The organism is Schlegelella aquatica (assembly GCF_026013905.1).
Taxonomy (GTDB): Bacteria; Pseudomonadota; Gammaproteobacteria; order Burkholderiales; family Burkholderiaceae_C; genus Caldimonas; species Caldimonas aquatica.
The window spans coordinates 676,559-694,868 of the sequence record NZ_CP110257.1; the positions used below are offsets into that span (position 1 = coordinate 676,559).

An 18,310-nucleotide genomic window follows, 5' to 3' on the forward strand; every position below is an offset into this window, starting at 1 on the left:
ATGCCCGGATCTCTCGCTCAATCCTCCTCGCCGCGACACTCGCGCGTGGCGCAGTTCTATGCGCTCACCAAGCCGCGGGTGGTGCAGCTCATCGTCTTTTGCGCCGTCATCGGCATGTTCCTGGCCGTGCCCGGTCTGCCCGACTGGCAGGTGGCGCTCGCGGCCACGGCAGGCATCTGGCTCGTGGCCAGCGCGGCCGCGGCCTTCAACTGCCTCGTGGAGCAGCACATCGATGCCAAGATGCAGCGCACCGCCTGGCGGCCCACGGCCAAGGGCGAGCTGACCAACGTGCAGACGCTGCTGTTCTCCGGGGTGCTGTGCGGGCTGGGGATGGCGGTGTTGTACGCCCTGGTCAACCCGCTGACGATGTGGCTCACCTTCGGTACGTTCGTCGGCTACGCGGTCATCTACACCGTGGTGCTGAAGCCGCTGACTCCGCAGAACATCGTCATCGGCGGCGCCTCGGGCGCCATGCCCCCGGTGCTCGGCTGGGCCGCGGTGCGCGGCGAGGTGAGCCCGGAGGCGCTGCTGCTGTTCCTCATCATCTTCTTGTGGACGCCCCCGCATTTCTGGGCCCTGGCGCTGTACCGCGCCGAGGACTACCGCAAGTCCGGTCTGCCGATGCTCCCGGTCACGCACGGCTCTGAGTTCACGCGGCTCAACGTGCTGCTCTACACGCTGGTGCTGTTCGCCGCGACCCTGCTGCCCTTCATCTACGGCATGAGCGGCTGGCTGTACCTGGGATCGGCGTGGGTGTTGGGCGGCTGGTTCATCGTGTACGCCTGGCGCCTGTGGCGCGACTACTCCGACGCGCTGGCGCGCCGCACCTTCCGCTTCTCGATCCTGTACCTGGCGTTGCTGTTCGCCGCGCTGTTGATCGACCACTACCTGGAGCCCTGGCTGTGATCTCCCGTCGCCGACTGCTGCTCGCCGCATCCGCCCCGCTGGCGCTCGCCGGATGCGACCGGCTGGGCTTCGGGCCGCCGCGCCCGCGGTTTCGCAGCATCGACATCACCGGTGTCGGCTACGCGCGCGATTTCCGCCTCAAGGACCCGTCGGGCCAGGAGCGCACGCTCGCGGACTTCAAGGGCAAGGTGGTGGCGGTGTTCTTCGGCTTCACGCAATGTCCCGACGTGTGTCCGACCTCGCTGACCGAGCTCACGCAGGTCAAGCAGGCGCTGGGGCCGGACGGCGACCGTCTGCAAGGCGTGTTCATCACGGTGGACCCGGAGCGCGACACGCCTCCGATCCTCAAGGAGTACATGGCCCACTTCGACCCGAGCTTCGTGGCGCTGCGCGGCACGCCGGAGGAGACGGCCGCCGTGGCCAAGGAGTTCAAGGTCTACTACGCCAAGGTGCCGGGCAAGACGCCGGACACCTACACGATGGATCACACCGCCGGGGTCTACTTGTTCGACCCGGCCGGGCAGGTCCGGCTCTTCGCACGACACGGCCAGGGCGCCGACGCCTTGGTGCACGACATCCGCGAGTTGCTGCGCACGGCAGGTTGAGGTGCGCCCCCGCCCGCCTTGACATGGGACAAGCGGGGCGGGCGCGCCGCATGCTCGAATGCCTCGGCAGGGCGGCCGCGCATGGGGTGCGGCCGCAGGCCTGCACATTTCAGAGGAGGATCGGCGGATGCTGGTGGATCGTGTGGCGCTCGTGACGGGCGCAGCCTCGGGGATCGGCCGGGCCCTGGCGCTGGCCTATGCCCGCTCAGGGGCGAAGGTGGTGGTGTCGGACCTCCATGCCGACGGGGGCGAAGAGACGGTGCGGCTCGTGCGCGAGCAGGGCGGCGAAGCGGTGTTCGTCGCGGCCGACGTGAGCCGCGCCGAGGATTGCCAGCGCCTCGTGGAGGTGGCCCAGACGCGCTTCGGCGGGCTCGACGTGGCCTGCAACAACGCGGGCATCGGCGGCGAACTGGCGCCCACGGCGGACCACACGCTGGAGGGCTGGAATCAGGTGATCGCCGTCAACCTGACCGGCGTGTTCCTGTGCATGAAGTACCAGATTCCCGCGATGCTCGCCCGCGGCGGGGGCGCGATCGTCAACATGGCGTCCATCCTCGGACAGGTCGCGTTCGCCAGCGCGCCGGCCTACACGGCCGCCAAGCACGGGGTGGTGGGGCTGACTCAGGCCGCGGCACTCGAGTACTCGGCCCAGGGGGTGCGGGTCAACGCGGTCGGACCGGCCTTCATCCGCACGCCCATGATCGAGCGGCTGGAAGCGGACCCGGCGGGGTATCAGCAGCTGGTGGCCCTGCATCCGATCGGGCGGCTCGGCCAACCGGAGGAGGTGGCGGAGCTGGTGCTGTGGCTGAGCTCGCCGCAGGCGTCGTTCGTGACCGGGGCCTACTACCCGGTCGACGGCGGCTTCCTGGCGCGCTGAGCGAGGGCCGCCGTTGCCTGGCGTGCCGACGTCTGCTTGTGGTGCGGCTGCGTGCTCGCGGATGAGTCAGGTGCGGCCGCCCGTCTTTGCGGCGTGGGCTTCGAGCGCACGCTAGAAACTGCCGAAGACGCTGCCCAGTGTCACGACGACCGCGAGCGCCACCAGCGGCGCCGCCACGGCCACGACGAAGATGTCGGGGTACGACTGCCGGTGCGTGAGCCCGCAGATGGACAGCAGGGTGATGACCGCCCCGTTGTGGGGCAGGGCATCGAGCCCGCCGGTCGCGATGGCCGTGACCCGGTGCAGCAACTCGGGAGCAATGCCCGCGGCACGGCCGAGCTCCATGTACGTGTCGCCCAGGGTGCTGAGTGCGATGCTCATGCCGCCCGAGGCCGAGCCCGTGATGCCTGCCAGCAGGTTGACCGCCACTGACAGGGAGATCAACGGGTTGCCGGGCGAGAGGCCCAGCACCGCGTCGCGGATCAGTGCGAAGCCCGCCAGCGACGCGATCACCGCCCCATAGCCGACCTGGGAGGCGGTGTTGAAGATGGGCAGTACAGCCGCCGAGGCGCCCGCATCGACCACCTCGCCCAGCGAAGGCAAACGCCGACCCAACGTGAGCAGCAGCCACCCGATCGACGCGCTCAACGCGACGATGATGGCCCACACCCCGCGCACCGCTTCGAGCGAAGTGCCGCCGTACAGGGCCTGGGCGAGGTAGGTCGTGTCCAGCCGCGGCAGCCACTGCTCGGCCAGCAGGTAGTTCAGCGTCACCACGAGCAGGATGGGCGACAGCGCCAGGGTCATCCCCGGCAGGGCCGTGGGGGCGGCGCTCGGGGAGGCCTCGGCCAGATCGTAGCCTTCGCCGTGCGCATGTTCGCGCAGCTTGCGGTCCACCGTCACCGCGGCCGGGGCCTCCTCGCCGTAGCCCTCGCCGGCCGCCTGGGCAGCGGCGCCGCGCCACAGCAACCAAGCCAGGCCGAGTCCCAGCATGATCGCCCCGCCGATGACGCCCAGGCCCGGCGCGGCGAAGGGGGTGGTGCCGAAGTAGGGCATCGGAATGGCGTTCTGGATGGCTGGGGTGCCGGGCAGGGCGGTCATCGTGAAGGTGAAAGCCCCGAGCGCGATCGACGCCGGGATGAGACGCTTGGGGAGGGACGCGGCGCGGAAGAGCTCCGAGGCGATCGGATAGACGGCAAATGCCACCACGAAGAGCGACACGCCCCCGTACGTCAGCACCGCGCAGGCCAGCACCACTGCGACGAGGGCGCGTTCGCCGCCCAGACGTGCGACGATGCCCTGGGCGATGGCGCGGGCTGCGCCGGTGGCCTCCATCAGCTTGCCGAACAGGCCGCCGAGCAGGAACAGCGGGAAGTACAGCACGATGAAGCGGCCCAGCGCCGGCATGAAGACCTGCGTGTAGCTGGCCAGCACCGGCGTACCCGGGCTGAAGAGCACGGCCACGAGGGCGGCCAGCGGAGCCAGCACCAGGATGCTCATGCCGCGGTAGGCCATCACCATCAGGAGGGTCAGTGACAGCAGGATTCCGGCGATGCTCAGCACGGCTTCCCCCCGGACAAGCGGCCCGTCATCGGTAGGCCGAGAGGTCCAGCGTGGAGCGGCGGCCGACATGGCTGAAGTACCGCGCCAGCCAGGCGTCGGCCGTCTCGTGGCCGAGGCGGTAGAGCTGCTGTAGGAAGCCCCAGCCGGTGCGCAGCTTGCTGTAGGCCGCCAAGCCGGCGAGCGCCTCGGTGGCGTCGATGCGGTGGAGCTTCAGTGCGGCGATTTGACGGAACAGCGGCCGACGCGTTTCCTCCCCGGCGGGGTCTTCCTCCTCGAGCAGTTGCTGCAGCAGCGCAATGGAGCGCAGCTCCTTGACCAGGCTGCTGTTGAAGGTGATCTCGTTGAGCCGGTCCAAGATCTCCTGCGCGGTGGTGGGCACCTTCTCCCGGCACGAGGGATTGAGCTGCACCATCAGCAGGTCATGCGCCGGGCTCTCGGTGATCAGCGGCAGCAGCGAGGGGTTGCCCACATAGCCGCCATCCCAGTAAGGCTCGCCGTCGATCTCCACGGCACGAAAGAGCATGGGCAGGCAGGCCGAGGCCATCACCACGTCCGGCGTCAGTTCGTGCTGGCGGAACTCGCGCAGCCGCCCGGTGCGCACGTGGGTGGCCGAGATGAAGAGCCGCACCCCATCGGCGCGACGCAGCCGCTCGAAATCCACCTCCGAGGCGACGATGTGGCGCAACGGGTTGATGTCCAGCGGATTGAGCTGATAGGGCGAGAACGTGCGGCCCAGCCAGTCGAGGTAGCCCTGCAGCGGCGAGGGGGTGAGCGTCCAGCCGCCGAGGAAGGCGACCAAGGGTTCGGCCAGGAGGCCGCCGGCGCGGCTGACGCGCGTCCAGAAGCGCCGCAGGGCCTCGCGAGCGCCCGCTCGCCCCCCGGCCAGCAAGCCATCGGCCAGCACCACCGCGTTCATGGCCCCGGCGCTGGTGCCGCTGATGGCGTCGAACTCGATGCGTTCTTCCTCGAGCAGTCGGTCCAGTACACCCCAGGTGAAGGCGCCATGCGCACCCCCGCCCTGCAGGGCCAGGTTCATGCGTCGGATGTGGCGTCCGTTCATACGGCCCAGTCTAGGGGCGATCAATGGGGGCTGAAGCGCAGACCCGCCCGCCCGAACGATGACGGCCCCGCAGGGCCGTCATCCGTTCGAGCGGTGTCAGGTGTCAGGCGTACGCCGCCAAGGTCTTGCGCATCTTCTTCATCGCCGCGGCCTCGATCTGGCGGATGCGCTCGGCGCTCACGCCGTACTCGCTCGCCAGCTCGTGCAGCGTCTTGCCGCCCGAGCCGTCGTCGTTCACTTTGAGCCAGCGCTCCTCGACGATGCGGCGGCTGCGCGCGTCCAGCTCGTCCAGCGCGCGGGCGATCCCGTCGGTGGCCAGCGCGTCGCGATGGTGGGCCTCGATGACGCGGGTCGGTTCGCTCGATTCGTCCGCCAGGTAGGCGATCGGCGCGAAGCTCTCCTCGCTGTCGTCGGTGCTGGGCTCGAGCGCGACGTCCCCGCCGGCCAGCCGGGTTTCCATCTCGATGACTTCCTCGCGCTTGACGTTGAGCTCGCGCGCGACGGCGTCGATCTCGCGGTCGGTCAGCGTGGCGCGATGGGAGTCCGCGTCGGTGGCTTCGCCCTTCAGGCTCTGCTTGAGCGAGCGCAGGTTGAAGAACAGCTTGCGCTGGGCCTTGGTGGTGGCCAACTTGACCATGCGCCAGTTGCGCAGGATGTACTCGTGGATTTCGGCCTTGATCCAGTGCAGCGCGTAGCTGACCAGCCGCACGCCCTGCGACGGGTCGAAGCGCTTGACCGCCTTCATCAGGCCGACGTTGCCTTCCTGGATGAGGTCGCCTTGCGGCAGGCCGTAGCCCAGGTACTGGCGCGAGACCGAGACGACCAGCCGCAGGTGCGACAGCACCAGCTTGCCGGCCGCTTCCAGGTCGTTGTGTTCACGGTACCGCCGTGCGAGGCGCACCTCCTCTTCCTGCGTCAGCATCGGCAGGCGGTTGACCGCGGCGATGTACGCATCGAGGTTGCCCAGCGAGGGCACCAGGGCCCAAGGGTCCCGGAGGGTGAGAGCGGTTGACGTGTTCATCGCAGCCATGGAGTCCTGAACCTCCGTTTGGTTCCCGGCATATTAGCACTCGCACTGCGCGAGTGCTAAAGCCGGAAGAAGCTATCAAATCCAACTGTTCCATAGACCCCTTTTGCGCGAGAAAGTTCCCGCTGGCGCAGGACTCGCGTACTGGGCCACCGGGAGAGGGCCGGCAAGCTCGGTGCCCGGCGGCGCGCATCGACGCAGAGCCGCCGGCGCCGGCTGCGCTCCGCATGGCACTTGCTCGGCCCCGGCCATGGACGACCTTGCGAACTCCTCCTGCGAGGCCCTCGTGATCGGTGCCGGGCCGGCGGGCCTGATGGCTGCGATCTACCTGCTGCGCTTTCACCGCGAGGTGCGCGTGTACGGCTCCGCAGCGAGCCGCGCGGTGCGCATTCCCCGCTCGCACAACTTCCCCGGCTTTCCGGGCGGCATCCCGGGCGAGGAGCTGCTGCACCGACTGCGCCAGCAACTGGCCGAGCTGGGCGGGCGTGTGGAGGAGCTGCGCGTGAGCCGCCTGGACCGCACGGCGGGCGGTGAGTTCGTGGCGCAGGTGGGGGCGCAGGCGATCCGCGCATCCGCCGTCGTGCTCGCCACCGGGGTGGAGGACGTGCTGCCGGCAGTCGAAGGGGTGGAGGCTCTGCTCGCCGAGCGCCGCGCGCGCTTTTGCCCGATCTGCGACGGGCACGAGAGCGCCGGGCGGCGGGTGGCGGTGCTCGGCCTGGGTGCCCACGGTTGGCGCGAGGCGGAGTTCATACGGCACTACGCGAGCGAGGTGACCCTCGTGCAGTTGCCCCAGGCCCAGGTGGCGGGGGGTGTGCCCCCGGGGGTGGGCGAAGGCGGGGCCGAGGCTGCACAGGCCGACGCGGTGTCGCCGGGGATCACGGTGTGGAGCGGGATGTGTCGCCGGCTCGCCCTCGCCTCGGTCGAGCGCGAGGCGCAATGGCGGGCGTCGGGCCTGCCCGGCGCGGGCGGGCCGGTCCTCATCGAGATGGAGAACGGGCGCGCCGGGGAGTTCGACGTGGTGTACGTGGCGCTCGGCGTGCGCGCGCGGTCGGAACTGGCCCAGGCCCTCGGGGCCGAGTTGGACGCGCGCGGCGGCGTCCAGATCGACGATCACGCCCGGACCTCGGTGCCGGGTGTCTACGCGGTGGGCGACGTCGCGTCGGCGCTGGATCAAATCGTCGTCGGGATGGCCCATGCGGCGCTCGCGGCCACGGACATCCACAACCGGCTGCGGCGCAGGGACGGCAAAGACTGCTCGCTTGCGTGCGCAGGCTCAGGGAACCCTGCCGCGCCCCGGCGATGAGGTGACGCGGGGCCGAGCCCGCGGCCGCTCAACGGGCTGTTCGAGGCTCTTTTCCCCCTGGCCCTGCGTCCGTGAGCGGCGACAATGGCGCCCTCTAGGTGACGGATGCGGGCGGGCTGGAGACCGATGAGACCAGCCCCGGCCGCCCAGGAGGATGGACGTGATGCGTGAGGCTGGAGCCCAGGCTCCGAACCCGGTGGCGTTGAAGCTCGGCTATGCGGGCCTGCTGCCGTTCCTGATCGGGGCCGCCCTGGTGTGGCTCGTGCACGCCGAAGTGCAGCCGTATGCGACCTTGCTGCTGGCCGGCTACGGGGCGGTGATCGTGTCGTTCCTGGGCGGCATCCATTGGGGCCTGGGTTTTCGCCAGCAGGTGCCCTCGCCGGGGCCGTTCGTGTGGGGCGTGGTGCCCTCCCTGGTGGCCTGGGTGGCGGTGGTGATGCCTGCCTATGCAGGCCTCGTCGTGCTGGGCGTCATGCTCGTCGTGTGCTACCTGGTGGACCGCCGCGCCTACCCGCGCCACGGCCTCGCGGCCTGGCTCACCTTGCGGTTCCGCCTGACGGCGGTGGCCGCGCTGTCGTGCTTCCTCGGCGCGGCGGGCAGTTGAGTGGATGGGACTCCGATTCATGATCGTTCATCGCATCGAACCTCTGGACCTGCATGCGCACCTGTTCCGCGTCGTGCTGAAAGTGGCCGAGCCGGGCGACCTCGTCCGGCTCACCCTGCCGGTGTGGATCCCGGGCAGCTACCTCGTGCGCGAGTTCGCGCGCCACGTGCACGGACTGGAGGCTCGCCAGCAGGGCGAGCGCCGCACGGTGCGGCAGCTAGACAAGGCCAGCTGGGAGGTGAAATGCACCGGACGCGCCCCGCTCGAGGTCGAGTACCGCGTTTATGCCTTCGACCTCTCCGTGCGGGCGGCCTACTTGGACGCGCGGCGCGGCTTCTTCAACGGCACCAGCATGTTCTTGCGCGTCGAGGGGCGCGAGGACGAGCCGCAGCAGGTGGAACTGCGCCGCCTGCCGCGCGGGTGGCAGGCCGCGACGTCCTTGCCGGCGGTGAAGGTGGATGCGCGCGGGCAGGGGCTGTACCAGGCCGCCGACTATGACGAGCTGGTGGACCACCCCGTCGAGTTGGGACACTTCTGGCGCGGCGAGTTCAGGGCGGCCGGTGTGCCGCACGAGTTCGTGGTGAGCGGGGCGCTGCCGGGCTTCGACGCAGAGCGGTTGCTCGCCGATGCGAGGCGCATCTGCGAGACGCAGATCGCGTTCTGGCATGGCCGGCGTCGTCCGCCGTTTTCGCGCTATGTGTTCCTGCTCAACGCGATGGACGATGCCTACGGAGGGCTGGAGCACCGGGCGAGCACCGCGCTGGTGTGTGCGCGGCGTGACCTGCCTCGGCGCGACGAGCCCGGCACCCCGGACGCCTACGTGACGCTGCTCGGCCTCATCAGCCACGAATATTTCCATACCTGGAACGTCAAGCGCCTGCGGCCGGCGGAGTTCGCGCGCTACGACTACAGCCGGGAGAACTACACCGAGCTGCTGTGGTTCTTCGAGGGCTTCACGTCCTACTACGACGACTTGTTCCTGGTGCGCGCAGGACTGATCGACGAGGCGCGGTATCTCAAGCTGCTGGCCAAGGCGGTGAACCAGGTGCTCGCCACGCCCGGCAGGCAGCTGCAGTCGGTGGCCGAGGCGAGCTTCGACGCCTGGGTGAAGTACTACCGCCCGGACGAGAACACGGTCAACGCCACGGTGAGCTACTACACGAAGGGCTCGCTCGTCGCGCTGGCCCTCGACCTGACCCTGCGACGCGAGGGTGCCCACCTCGACGACGCGATGCGCGCGCTGTGGCAGGCAAGCGGGGCGGGGCCCATCAGCGAGGCCGACATCGCGCGGGCGTTGCAGGAGGTGGGGGGCCGCTCCTACGCCCGCGAGCTGCGCCGTTGGGTGCACGGCACGCAGGATCTGCCGCTGGCCGAACTGCTCGAACCGTTCGGCGTGCAATGGCAGACGCAGCCTGCGGGCTGGCCCCAGCGCGTGGGCGTGCGCAGCCACGACACGGGCGGCGCCGTGCAGATCAAGTCGGTGATGCGCGGCAGCGCCGCCGAGCGCGCCGGGCTCGCGGCAGGCGACGAGATCCTTGCCGTCGGCAACTGGCGGCTGCGCAAGCTCGAGGATCTGGCCCTCTACGCGAGCGCCGGCGAACCGTGCGAGCTGCTGGTCTCGCGCGACCAGCGGCTGCTGAGGCTGCAGCTGGACGTGCCGGCCGAACGGGCGGCGCACCAGGTGCAACTGGCCGTCGACCCGCGGGCCTCGGCGGACCGCGTGGCGCGGCGACGCGCATGGTTGGGTCCGTCGCGTTGACCTTCGGCGGTCGGCCGCGCCCGGCGTGGCGCCGCCCGGCGTGGTGGGCCGTGCTCGTGCTCGTCGTGCTCGCGCACGCCGGCGTCGTGCGGCAGGCCGGGCAATGGCTGGCGCCTGTGGGCTCGGGCGAAAGCGAGCCGCCTCGCATGCAGGCGGTTTACACCCGCCGTATCGAACTGCAGGCGCCGCCGGCCGTGGCGCCGCGCGCCGCCGCTCCCGCGCCGCGCGGCCAACAACGTGCCGCCGCGCGTGTCCCCGCGAGGGCCGCCCCGGCGTCGGCGGCCGAGGTGGCGCAGGCCGCATCGGCGCAGGCCGCGTCGGCGCCCGCCGAGCCCGACGCCCCGCGGGACGAGGAGGGCGCGTCTGCCGCGACCGCGGAGGAGCATGCGACGGCTCACGTCCCCGGTGAGACGCCGGGCGGCGGTGAAACGCAGGCCCAAGCGCAGGTGCCCGAAACCGCGACCGGGGCGGCGCAGTCGCCGGGCGCCGCAGCCGCCGGGGCGCCGGCGTTCGAATGGCCGGTGTCCACCCGCCTCAGCTACACGATGCAGGGCTACTACCGCGGAGAGGTGCGGGGCAGCGCGCAGGTCGAGTGGCTGCGCGAGGGGTCCCGCTACGAGGTCCATGTGGAGGTGATCGTGGGCCCGCGTGCGGCCTCGCTGATGGGCCGGCGCATGAGCAGCCGTGGAGAGATCACGCCGGCCGGGTTGGTGCCGCGGCGTTACGACGAGGACACGCGCCTGGGCTTTGCGCACCGCCATGCGATCATCGAGTTCGGGGCCGGCCGCGCGAGGCTCGCCTCGGGCCGGGACGTGGAGGCTCCCCCGGGCGTGCAGGACGCGGCGAGCCAGTTCGTGCAGCTGACCTACCGCCTCACCGTCGAGCCGCAGTTGCTGCAGGTGGGCCGCGTCATCGACTTCCCGCTCGCCTTGCCCAAGCGCCTGGACCGCTGGTATTACGAGGTGGTCGCGTTGGAGACGCTCGCCACGCCGCTCGGGCCGGTGGAGGCCTACCACCTCGTGCCGCGGCGCGAGTTCCCGACGCGCGATGCGCTGCTGGCCGAGATGTGGTTCGCGCCGCAACTGCAATACCTGCCGGTGCGCATCCGCATCCGGCAGGACGCCGACACGTACATCGATTTGATGATCGACCGGCTGCCGGAGCAGGCCGCGGGAGTGCCTGCGCCTACTCCGCCGTCAGGAAAGCCGCCTTGAAGGCGTCGGCCGTGGCGGCGCCGCGGTTGTCGGCCAGCAGGCGGTGCGCGATGACGAGCGCCGGGTGCAGGTCGGGCCAGCTGCGCGCCTTCTCCATGCGGATCGCGATGTCGTCGCCCAGCGGCCCGAGTTGCTCGACGACGAAGCGGACCGCCTGGGTGCGCATCTGATCGAGCGGCCGGCTCGGTGCCGGGGGCAGGCCCGGGGTGGCCGGCTTGGAGGCCGCGCCCTCGGGCGGGCGCGACGAGGAGGACGACGGGCGGGGCGGGGCCGCCACCGCGACCACCTCGATGAAGCCTTCGTTCAGCAGCGTCTGCAGCACCTCTTGCGCCTGGCCGGGAATCATCCGCAGCAGGTCCTCGTCGGTGCGCTTGCCGTCGACCATGATGAGCGCCGAGCGCAATTTCATGGGCAACTGGAACTGGCGCGTGGTGATCTCAGCCTGGCCCTTGTCCGTCTTGCGGTATACGGTACCCATTCCCCACCCTTCGGTGGCTTGCCACCCGTCCTTTGCGTCCAGCTTAACGCGCGCCGCCGGGCGCTGTCATCAGGAAATCCTGGAGGCGCCCGGTCGGGCAGTGGCGTATTTCGCAGTGCAAGGGGTCGCGGCGGGGGGCGTGCGGCGCCGACGGCTGCCCGCGTGAGCAGCGGCGGCCGGCCGAGTCCGTATAGTTCGGGCACGAAAGGAGACTTCCGTGACGTACGAACTGATCCAGACCGAGGTGCGCGGCAGCGGCGCCTTGCGGTATGCCCTCATCACGCTCAACCGGCCCAAGCAGCTCAATGCGCTCAACGATGCCTTGATGGACGAACTCGGCGCGGCGCTCAAGGCGTTCGATGCCGACGACGGCATCGGCTGCATCATCGTCACCGGCAGCGACAAGGCCTTCGCCGCGGGGGCCGACATCGCCGCGATGGCGAAGTACGAGTACATGGACGTCTTCCGCGGCGACTTCATCACCCGCAACTGGGAGACGATGAAGACGGTGCGCAAGCCGGTCATCGCCGCGGTGGCCGGCTACGCGCTGGGCGGCGGCTGCGAGCTGGCGATGATGTGCGACTTCATCATCGCGGCCGACAACGCCAAGTTCGGCCAGCCCGAGATCAAGATCGGCATCATCCCGGGCGCCGGCGGCACGCAGCGCCTGCCGCGCGCCGTGGGCAAGGCCAAGGCCATGGACCTGGTGCTGACGGCGCGCATGATGGATGCAGCCGAGGCCGAGCGCGCCGGGCTGGTGTCGCGCGTGGTGCCGGCCGAGCGGCTGCTGGAGGAGGCGTGCGCGGCGGCCGAGTCGATCTGCGGCTTCTCGCTGCCCAGCATCCTGGCCGCCAAGGAATGCGTGAACCGCGCGTTCGAAAGCCCGCTCAGCGACGGCCTGCTGTTCGAGCGCCGCTCGTTCCATGCGCTCTTCGCGACCGAGGACCAGAAGGAAGGCATGGACGCCTTCCTGACCAAGCGGGCGCCGCAGTTCAAGCATCGGTGAGCGCGAGCGGCGGGGCTGCGCGGCCCGCCGGGGCGGGCGTCAGCCTTCGCGCCGCAGGGCCGGGAAGAGGATGACGTCGCGGATGTTGGGCGAGTCGGTCAGCAGCATGATGAGGCGGTCGATGCCGATGCCGCAGCCGCCGGTGGGCGGCAGGCCGTACTCCAGCGCGCGGATGTAGTCGGCGTCGAAGAACATGGCCTCCTCGTCGCCGGCGTCCTTGGCTGCCACCTGCGCGTGGAAGCGCGCGGCCTGGTCTTCCGGGTCGTTCAGCTCGGAAAACCCGTTGGCGATCTCGCGGCCGGTGATGTAGAGCTCGAAGCGCTCGGTGATTGCCGGGTTGGTGTCGGAGGCGCGTGCGAGCGGCGAGACCTCGACCGGGTGGTCGATGATGTAAGTCGGCTCCCAGAGCTTTTCCTCGACCAGCTCCTCGAAGACGGCGAATTGCAGTTGCGCGAGGCTCCAGTGCTCGGGGGCCTCGATGCCGAGGATCTTGAGTTCCGAGCGCAGGTAGGCGGGGTCGTCGATCTGCGCATCGTCGACGCGCGGCGCGTGGCGCAGGATCGCGTCGCGGATGGTGAGCCGCGCGAACGGCTGGCCCAGATCGACGGTGCGGCCCTGGTAGGTGAGCAGGGTCGAGCCGGTGGCCTGCTGCGCCGCGTGCCGCAGCAGCGCCTCGGTGTAGTCCATCAGGTCGTGGTAGTTCCAGTACGCCGCATAGAACTCCATCATCGTGAACTCGGGGTTGTGGCGGATCGAGATCCCCTCGTTGCGGAAGTTGCGGTTGATCTCGAACACCCGCTCGAAGCCGCCGACGACCAGGCGCTTGAGGTAGAGCTCCGGCGCGATGCGCAGGAACATCTGCTGGTCCAGCGCGTTGTGGTGCGTGACGAAGGGCTTGGCGTTCGCGCCACCCGGGATGGGATGCAGCATCGGCGTCTCGACCTCGAGGAAGCCGTGCTCGGTCATGTACTGCCGGATCGAGGCGACCGCCTTGCTGCGCGCGACGAAGCGGGCACGCGCCTGCTCGTCGGTCATCAGGTCCACATAGCGCTGGCGGTACTTCTGTTCCTGGTCGGTCATGCCGTGGAACTTGTCCGGCAGCGGGCGCAGGCTCTTGGTGAGCAGCCGCAGCGTCGTGACCTGGATCGAGAGTTCGCCGGTCTTGGTCTTGAACAGCAGGCCCTCGGCGCCGAGGATGTCGCCCAGGTCCCAGTGCTTGAAGGCGTCGTACAGCGCTTCGCCGACGCGGTCCTTGGTGATGTAGAGCTGGATGCGTCCGCTGGCGTCCTGCAGGGTGGCGAAGCTGGCCTTGCCCATCACCCGCTTGAGCATCATGCGTCCGGCCACGCTCACGTTGACGTGCAGCGCCTCCAGCTCGTCGCCGGGGCGTGCGTCGAACTGCGCGTGCAGGTCGGCCGCGTGATGGCGGGGCTTGAAGTCGTTGGGGAAGGCCACTCCCTGGCGCCGCAGCGCCGCGAGTTTCTCCCGGCGTTCGGCGATCAGCTGGTTCTCATCGGCGGTGGGGGCCTCGGGGTGGGAAGCGGGCGTGGCGCGTTCGGTCATGACGGGCTCGCGGAAGGTGGCCGCAAGGCCACCGCTGCTGGGTTGGGGGTTGGATGGGCGGGTCGCCCGGGGGCGGCGCGGGCCGCGCGGGCGAAGAACCCTTGATTCTACTGGGCGGGGTTTGCGGGCCGGGCGGCCGCTATGATCGCGCGCACCGGTGCCCCGCACGGCCCGGGGGCCGTGCGTCCGCCCCCGGGGCGGCGTGCCCGTGTGGTCTCGCGGTCCCATCCTTCTCGCCTCTCGTCCATGACCCCTCGCCCCCTTGCCCGCGGTGCGATCTCGCACTTGGCCACCCGCCTCGCGTCGGTCGGCCTGGGGTTGCTCGTGCTCGTGGCGGTGGCGCGGCAGGGGCCGCAGGTGCAAGGTGTGTTCTCGCTGCTGGTGGCGACCGAGGCCCTCTTCGCCGCGCTGCTCTCGGGGCTGGGCCTGGCAGCCGCGCGGCGGGTTTCGCACCACCGGGAGGCGGCCTCGCGCTGGCTGGGCGGGGCGGTGCTGCTGGCGCTCGGCTGCGGCAGCGTGGGGGGCCTGGCCTTCTGGTCGGCCGGCGCCGCCGCGTTCGCGGGCGAGGCGGCCTACGCCTTCCTGCCGCTGCTGGCGCTGGCCGCCCCCTGGGTGGTGCTGATCCCGACGGTCTCGGGCCTGTGCCTGGGCCTGGGCTGGATGGCGCCGATCAACCTGTTGACCCTCGGCCCGCCGCTGCTGACGCTCGCGGGTTTGGGGGCGGCGCGCCTGGCGGGCATCGAGTGGGACGCGACGGCCGTCGCGGCGATCTGGCTCGGCGCGCGGGCGGCGGTCGGCATCGGCGCAGCCGCGTGGGCCTGGTGGCACTTCGGTGCCGAGCGGCCCGACTGGGCGGCATGGCGGGGGCTGGCGCGCTTTTGCACGGTGGTGGGGCTCACCAACCTGGTGAGCTGGCTCAACTACCGGGCCGATCTCTTCATCGTCGAGCGCTACACGGGGCTCGCGAGCGCGGGCATCTACTCGGTGGCGGTGTCCGTGGCGGAGCTGCTGTGGTTCGTGTCGTCGTCGGTGACGGCAGCCGCCTACGCGAAGCTGGGGGCGCCCGAGCGCGAGGAGGCCGCGGCGCTGACGGTGCGCCTCATGCATCTGAACCTGGTGGTGTTGCTGCTGGCCGCTCCGGTGCTGGCGCTGCTGGCCGCGTGGGCACTGCCGGCGTGGCTGGGGCCGGCCTACGGGCAGGCGGTGCCGCTGCTGCTCGTGCTGCTGCCGGGCGTGTGGGCCTATGCCTCGGCCTCGACGCTGTCGGCCTACTACACCAACGGGCTGGGGCGGCCGCAGTGGTCGGCCGCGGTGGCGGGTTGTTCGCTGGCCGTCAACGTGGCCGCCTGCCTGTGGCTGGTGCCGCGCGTCGGCGCCCTCGGCGGGGCGCTGGCCACGACGCTGTCGTATCTGCTCGCCATCGCCTGGGGCGTGTGGCAGTTCCGGACCCACGCCGCCCTGCGGTGGCGCGAGCTGCTGTGGCCCGATTGGCGGCACCTGGGCGCCGACTTGTGGCCGGGGCGCCGCGAGGCGGGGCCCGCTGCCCGGTAGACTGCGGCCCGCGGCCCGCGCTTGGTGTGCCGGCTTCCGCGCCGACCTTCGATGCTCAAGTACCTGTTGCTGTCCTTCCTGCGCCATCTGGTGCGTCCGCGCATGGTCTACGGCTATCGCCGTGCGGACGGGACCTGGCTCGCGCACACGCGCATCAGCACCGCCACCGACATCGAGAACCCACAGCAGCTGGTGATCGAGGACCACGTCTTCATCGGCCATTTCAACTTCATCGATGCGTCCGGGGGGCTGCACCTGGGGGAGGGCACGCAGGTGACCAACCACGTGTCCATCCTTTCGCACTCCAGCCACCGCGCGGGCCGGTTGATGGGGCGCGCCTACTGGGGTGAGCCGCAGCCGGTGGGCTTCGTGCGGCAGCCCACCCACATCGGGCCGTACTGCTTCCTCGGCGCGGGCAGCGTGGTCATGCCCGGCTCGCGCCTGGGGCGCGGGGTGTTGGTGCGCGCGCACAGCTACGTGGACGGCAGCTTTCCCGACTACGCCGTCGTCGCCGGTCAGCCCGCGGTGGTGGTGGGCGACGTGCGCGAGCTCGACCGCCGCTGGATCGAGGAGCATCCGCACATCGCGAGCCTCTATTGCGGCGTGGGGTGGCAGGCCGCGCTGCGTCCGACCCCGCAAGATCCGGGGAAGGAGGGCGACGCATGAGGAGGCGGCAAGAGGAGGCGGCATGAGGACGGGCAGGACCGCGCATCTGCTGTTCCTCGCCGACGCGACCAGCGTGCACACCCAACGGTGGGTGGGCGCGATGGCTGCGCGCGGGTGGCGCTGCACGGTCGTCTCGCGCCTGCCGCACGAGGTGCCGGGGGCCGAGGTGATCGCGCTGGGCACCGGCGAGGGCAATGCGCAGTGGCTGGCCGCTGCGCCGCGCGTGCGATCGCTGGCGCACCGGCTGCGGCCCGACGTGGTGCACGGCCACTACATCACCTCCTACGGCTTCTGGGCGGCCGCCTGCGGCGTGCAGCCGCTCGTGCTGACCGGCTGGGGGTCGGACATCCTCGTCTCGCCGCGCGAGAGCCGGCTCGTGCGTCTGCTCACCGGCTGGACTTTGCGACGCGCGCGCCTCATCACGGCGGACAGCCGCGACATGCTGACCGAGATCGCCACCTACGCACCGCGTGCGAGACTGGAGCAGGTGTACTGGGGCGCGGACACCGACAAGTTCCACCCGGTGGCCAAGGCGCCCTGGCCCTTCCGCATCGTCAGCCTGCGCGCCTGGGAGCCGAACTACCACATCGACGTCATCGTCGAAGCCGTGGCCTTGCTGCGGCAGGCCGAGCCGGGCGCCGCGATCGAGTTGCACCTATTGGGCGGCGGCTCGATGGAAGCGCCCTTGCGGTCGCTCGTGCGGGCGCGGGGGTTGGAGCCGTTCGTGCATTTCCACGGCAAGGTGGACGAAGACCGCATGGCCGCGCTCGTCAACCAGGCGAGCGTGAGCGTGTCGGTGCCCGCGAGCGACGCCACCTCGGTGTCGCTGCTCGAATCGATGGCCTCCGGTTTGCCGGTGGTCGTCTCGGACCTGCCCGCCAACCGGCAGTGGGTGGACGCCGCCGGCGGCTTCGTCGTGCCGGCCGGCCAGCCTGCGCCGTTGGCCGACGCCCTGAAGGCGCTCCTGCGCGAGCCGCGCCTGGCCGAGCAGATGGGCCGACGCAACCGCGCGACGGTGGAAAGGCAGGCCTCGCGGCGCAGTCAGATGGACCGCATGGACGTGCTGTACCGTCAGGTGCTGGGGTGGACGCCGTGAGCAACGACGTGCGCACCGTCAGCGTGATCGTGCCTTGCCGCAACGAGCGCGACCATATCCAGGCCTTCTGGCGCTCGGTCACCGCCCAGTGCCTGCCCCCGGGCTGGGCGCTGGAGGTGGTCGTCGCAGACGGCCAGAGCGACGACGGCACCACCGAGTGGTTGCGCGAAACGGCGCGGCGCGACGGGCGGCTCGTCGTGATCGACAACCCGGGGCGCATCGTCTCGACCGGGCTCAACCGTGCGCTGGCCGCCTCGCACGGCGAGGTGGTGGTGCGCATGGACGTGCACACCACCTATGCCGAAGACTACATCGCCCGCTGCATCGAGGCGCTGGAGGCCACCGGGGCCGACAACGTCGGGGGCCCTTGGCGTGCCGAGGGCCGCAGCCCGGTGCAGCGTGCGATCGCCGCTGCGTTTCAGTCGCGCTGGCTGGCTGGCGGCGCGCGCTCGCGCCAGCTCGACTACGACGGCTGGGTGGACACGGTCTACCTCGGTTGCTGGCCGCGGCGCACCTTCGAGCGTTTCGGCGGGTTCGACGAGCAGTTGGTGCGCAACCAGGACGACGAGCACAACCTGCGCATCGTGCGCGGCGGCGGCCGCGTGTGGCAGGCGTCGGCCATCCGCTCCACGTACTGCCCGCGTGCGTCGGTGGGCGCCTTGTTCCGCCAGTACCTGCAGTACGGCTACTGGAAGCCCTTCGTGATGCGCAAGCACCGGCAGCCGGCCGCCTGGCGCCAACTGGTGCCCACCGGCTTCGTGCTCGCGCTGGGCGCGGCGACACTGGCCGCCGTGCTGGGGCAGGGGATGGCGCCGCTGGCACTGCTGGCAGGCGGCTATGCGGCGGCCGTCGTCGCGGCCTCGGTCGTCATCGCTGCGCGCGCCGGCTGGTCGCTGCTGCCGCACCTGCCCGGGGTGATCGCCGCCTACCACCTGGGCTATGGCTTCGGCTCGGTGCTCGGTTGGTGGGACGTCTGGCGCGGCGTGCGCTCCGGTCGCAGCCGTTTCGCCCGGCTCACGCGTTGAAGGGCCG

General features: G+C 70.9%; 17 protein-coding genes. 12 read left to right on the forward strand and 5 right to left on the reverse strand.

From position 1 onward, the window contains the following. From cyoE to OMP39_RS03080, 3 genes are all read left to right on the forward strand, one after another. Positions 1–906, forward strand: coding sequence for a heme o synthase (cyoE, locus tag OMP39_RS03070; protein ID WP_264893340.1), 906 nt, complete (start codon positions 1–3; stop codon positions 904–906). Then, positions 903–1,511 carry an SCO family protein gene (locus tag OMP39_RS03075; RefSeq protein WP_425340656.1) on the forward strand — a complete coding sequence of 203 codons (609 nt, stop codon included), beginning with the start codon at positions 903–905 and terminating at the stop codon, positions 1,509–1,511. Before cyoE ends, OMP39_RS03075 begins: the two co-directional genes overlap by 4 nt. A 127-nt stretch (positions 1,512–1,638) precedes the next feature. Then, positions 1,639–2,388: an SDR family oxidoreductase gene (locus tag OMP39_RS03080; protein ID WP_264893341.1), complete on the forward strand. Its 750-nt coding sequence runs from the start codon at positions 1,639–1,641 to the stop codon at positions 2,386–2,388. Between the two features lie 111 nt (positions 2,389–2,499). On the opposite strand, the gene OMP39_RS03085 is transcribed toward OMP39_RS03080, so the two are convergent. The 3 genes from OMP39_RS03085 to rpoH all read right to left on the reverse strand — a co-directional run bounded on the left by OMP39_RS03085 (position 2,500) and on the right by rpoH (position 6,041). After that, positions 2,500–3,951 (reverse strand): GntP family permease, encoded by a 1,452-nt coding sequence (locus OMP39_RS03085; protein ID WP_264893342.1) that lies wholly within the window; start codon positions 3,949–3,951, stop codon positions 2,500–2,502. Positions 3,952–3,976: 25 nt separating this feature from the next. After that, complete coding sequence (locus tag OMP39_RS03090) at positions 3,977–5,011, reverse strand: patatin-like phospholipase family protein (protein WP_264893343.1); 1,035 nt, start codon at positions 5,009–5,011, stop codon at positions 3,977–3,979. Between the two features lie 103 nt (positions 5,012–5,114). Next, positions 5,115–6,041 (reverse strand): RNA polymerase sigma factor RpoH, encoded by a 927-nt coding sequence (gene rpoH, locus OMP39_RS03095; RefSeq protein WP_395140936.1) that lies wholly within the window; start codon positions 6,039–6,041, stop codon positions 5,115–5,117. A gap of 247 nt (positions 6,042–6,288) precedes the next feature. On the opposite strand from rpoH, the gene OMP39_RS03100 reads away from it, so the two are divergent. The 4 genes from OMP39_RS03100 to OMP39_RS03115 all read left to right on the forward strand — a co-directional run bounded on the left by OMP39_RS03100 (position 6,289) and on the right by OMP39_RS03115 (position 10,918). Next, positions 6,289–7,341 (forward strand): NAD(P)/FAD-dependent oxidoreductase, encoded by a 1,053-nt coding sequence (locus tag OMP39_RS03100; protein ID WP_264893345.1) that lies wholly within the window; start codon positions 6,289–6,291, stop codon positions 7,339–7,341. A gap of 163 nt (positions 7,342–7,504) precedes the next feature. Further along, positions 7,505–7,945: a DUF3429 domain-containing protein gene (locus OMP39_RS03105; RefSeq protein WP_264893346.1), complete on the forward strand. Its 441-nt coding sequence runs from the start codon at positions 7,505–7,507 to the stop codon at positions 7,943–7,945. Between the two features lie 19 nt (positions 7,946–7,964). Beyond that, positions 7,965–9,704, forward strand: a complete 1,740-nt coding sequence (locus tag OMP39_RS03110; protein ID WP_264893347.1) for a M61 family metallopeptidase — start codon at positions 7,965–7,967, stop codon at positions 9,702–9,704. Further along, the gene (locus tag OMP39_RS03115; protein ID WP_264893348.1) at positions 9,683–10,918 is read left to right on the forward strand and encodes a DUF3108 domain-containing protein; all 1,236 of its coding nucleotides are present in this window, start codon (positions 9,683–9,685) and stop codon (positions 10,916–10,918) included. The genes OMP39_RS03110 and OMP39_RS03115 overlap by 22 nt, the downstream gene beginning before the upstream one ends. Here OMP39_RS03115 and OMP39_RS03120 read toward each other — a convergent pair. Beyond that, positions 10,890–11,396 carry a hypothetical protein gene (locus tag OMP39_RS03120; RefSeq protein WP_264893349.1) on the reverse strand — a complete coding sequence of 169 codons (507 nt, stop codon included), beginning with the start codon at positions 11,394–11,396 and terminating at the stop codon, positions 10,890–10,892. The genes OMP39_RS03115 and OMP39_RS03120 overlap by 29 nt on opposite strands. A 217-nt stretch (positions 11,397–11,613) precedes the next feature. On the opposite strand from OMP39_RS03120, the gene OMP39_RS03125 reads away from it, so the two are divergent. Then, the gene (locus OMP39_RS03125; RefSeq protein ID WP_264893350.1) at positions 11,614–12,402 is read left to right on the forward strand and encodes an enoyl-CoA hydratase; all 789 of its coding nucleotides are present in this window, start codon (positions 11,614–11,616) and stop codon (positions 12,400–12,402) included. 39 nt (positions 12,403–12,441) lie between these two features. On the opposite strand, the gene lysS is transcribed toward OMP39_RS03125, so the two are convergent. Then, positions 12,442–13,965: a lysine--tRNA ligase gene (gene lysS / locus OMP39_RS03130; protein ID WP_264893351.1), complete on the reverse strand. Its 1,524-nt coding sequence runs from the start codon at positions 13,963–13,965 to the stop codon at positions 12,442–12,444. Positions 13,966–14,211: 246 nt separating this feature from the next. Here lysS and OMP39_RS03135 point away from each other — a divergent pair, with 246 nt between their 5' ends. Genes OMP39_RS03135 through OMP39_RS03150 form a run of 4 tightly spaced genes read left to right on the forward strand, consistent with a single transcriptional unit; the run spans position 14,212 to position 18,303 of the window. Then, positions 14,212–15,516 (forward strand): oligosaccharide flippase family protein, encoded by a 1,305-nt coding sequence (locus OMP39_RS03135; protein ID WP_264893352.1) that lies wholly within the window; start codon positions 14,212–14,214, stop codon positions 15,514–15,516. Positions 15,517–15,567: 51 nt separating this feature from the next. Further along, a complete protein-coding gene (locus tag OMP39_RS03140; protein WP_264893353.1) occupies positions 15,568–16,182 on the forward strand; it encodes an acyltransferase in 615 nt (204 codons plus the stop codon). A 22-nt stretch (positions 16,183–16,204) separates the two neighbouring features. Beyond that, the gene (locus tag OMP39_RS03145) at positions 16,205–17,278 is read left to right on the forward strand and encodes a glycosyltransferase (protein ID WP_264893354.1); all 1,074 of its coding nucleotides are present in this window, start codon (positions 16,205–16,207) and stop codon (positions 17,276–17,278) included. Continuing rightward, entirely contained in the window at positions 17,266–18,303 is a 1,038-nt protein-coding gene (locus tag OMP39_RS03150) for a glycosyltransferase family 2 protein (RefSeq protein ID WP_264893355.1), read from the forward strand. The genes OMP39_RS03145 and OMP39_RS03150 overlap by 13 nt, the downstream gene beginning before the upstream one ends. The last annotated feature ends 7 nt before the right edge of the window (positions 18,304–18,310 follow it).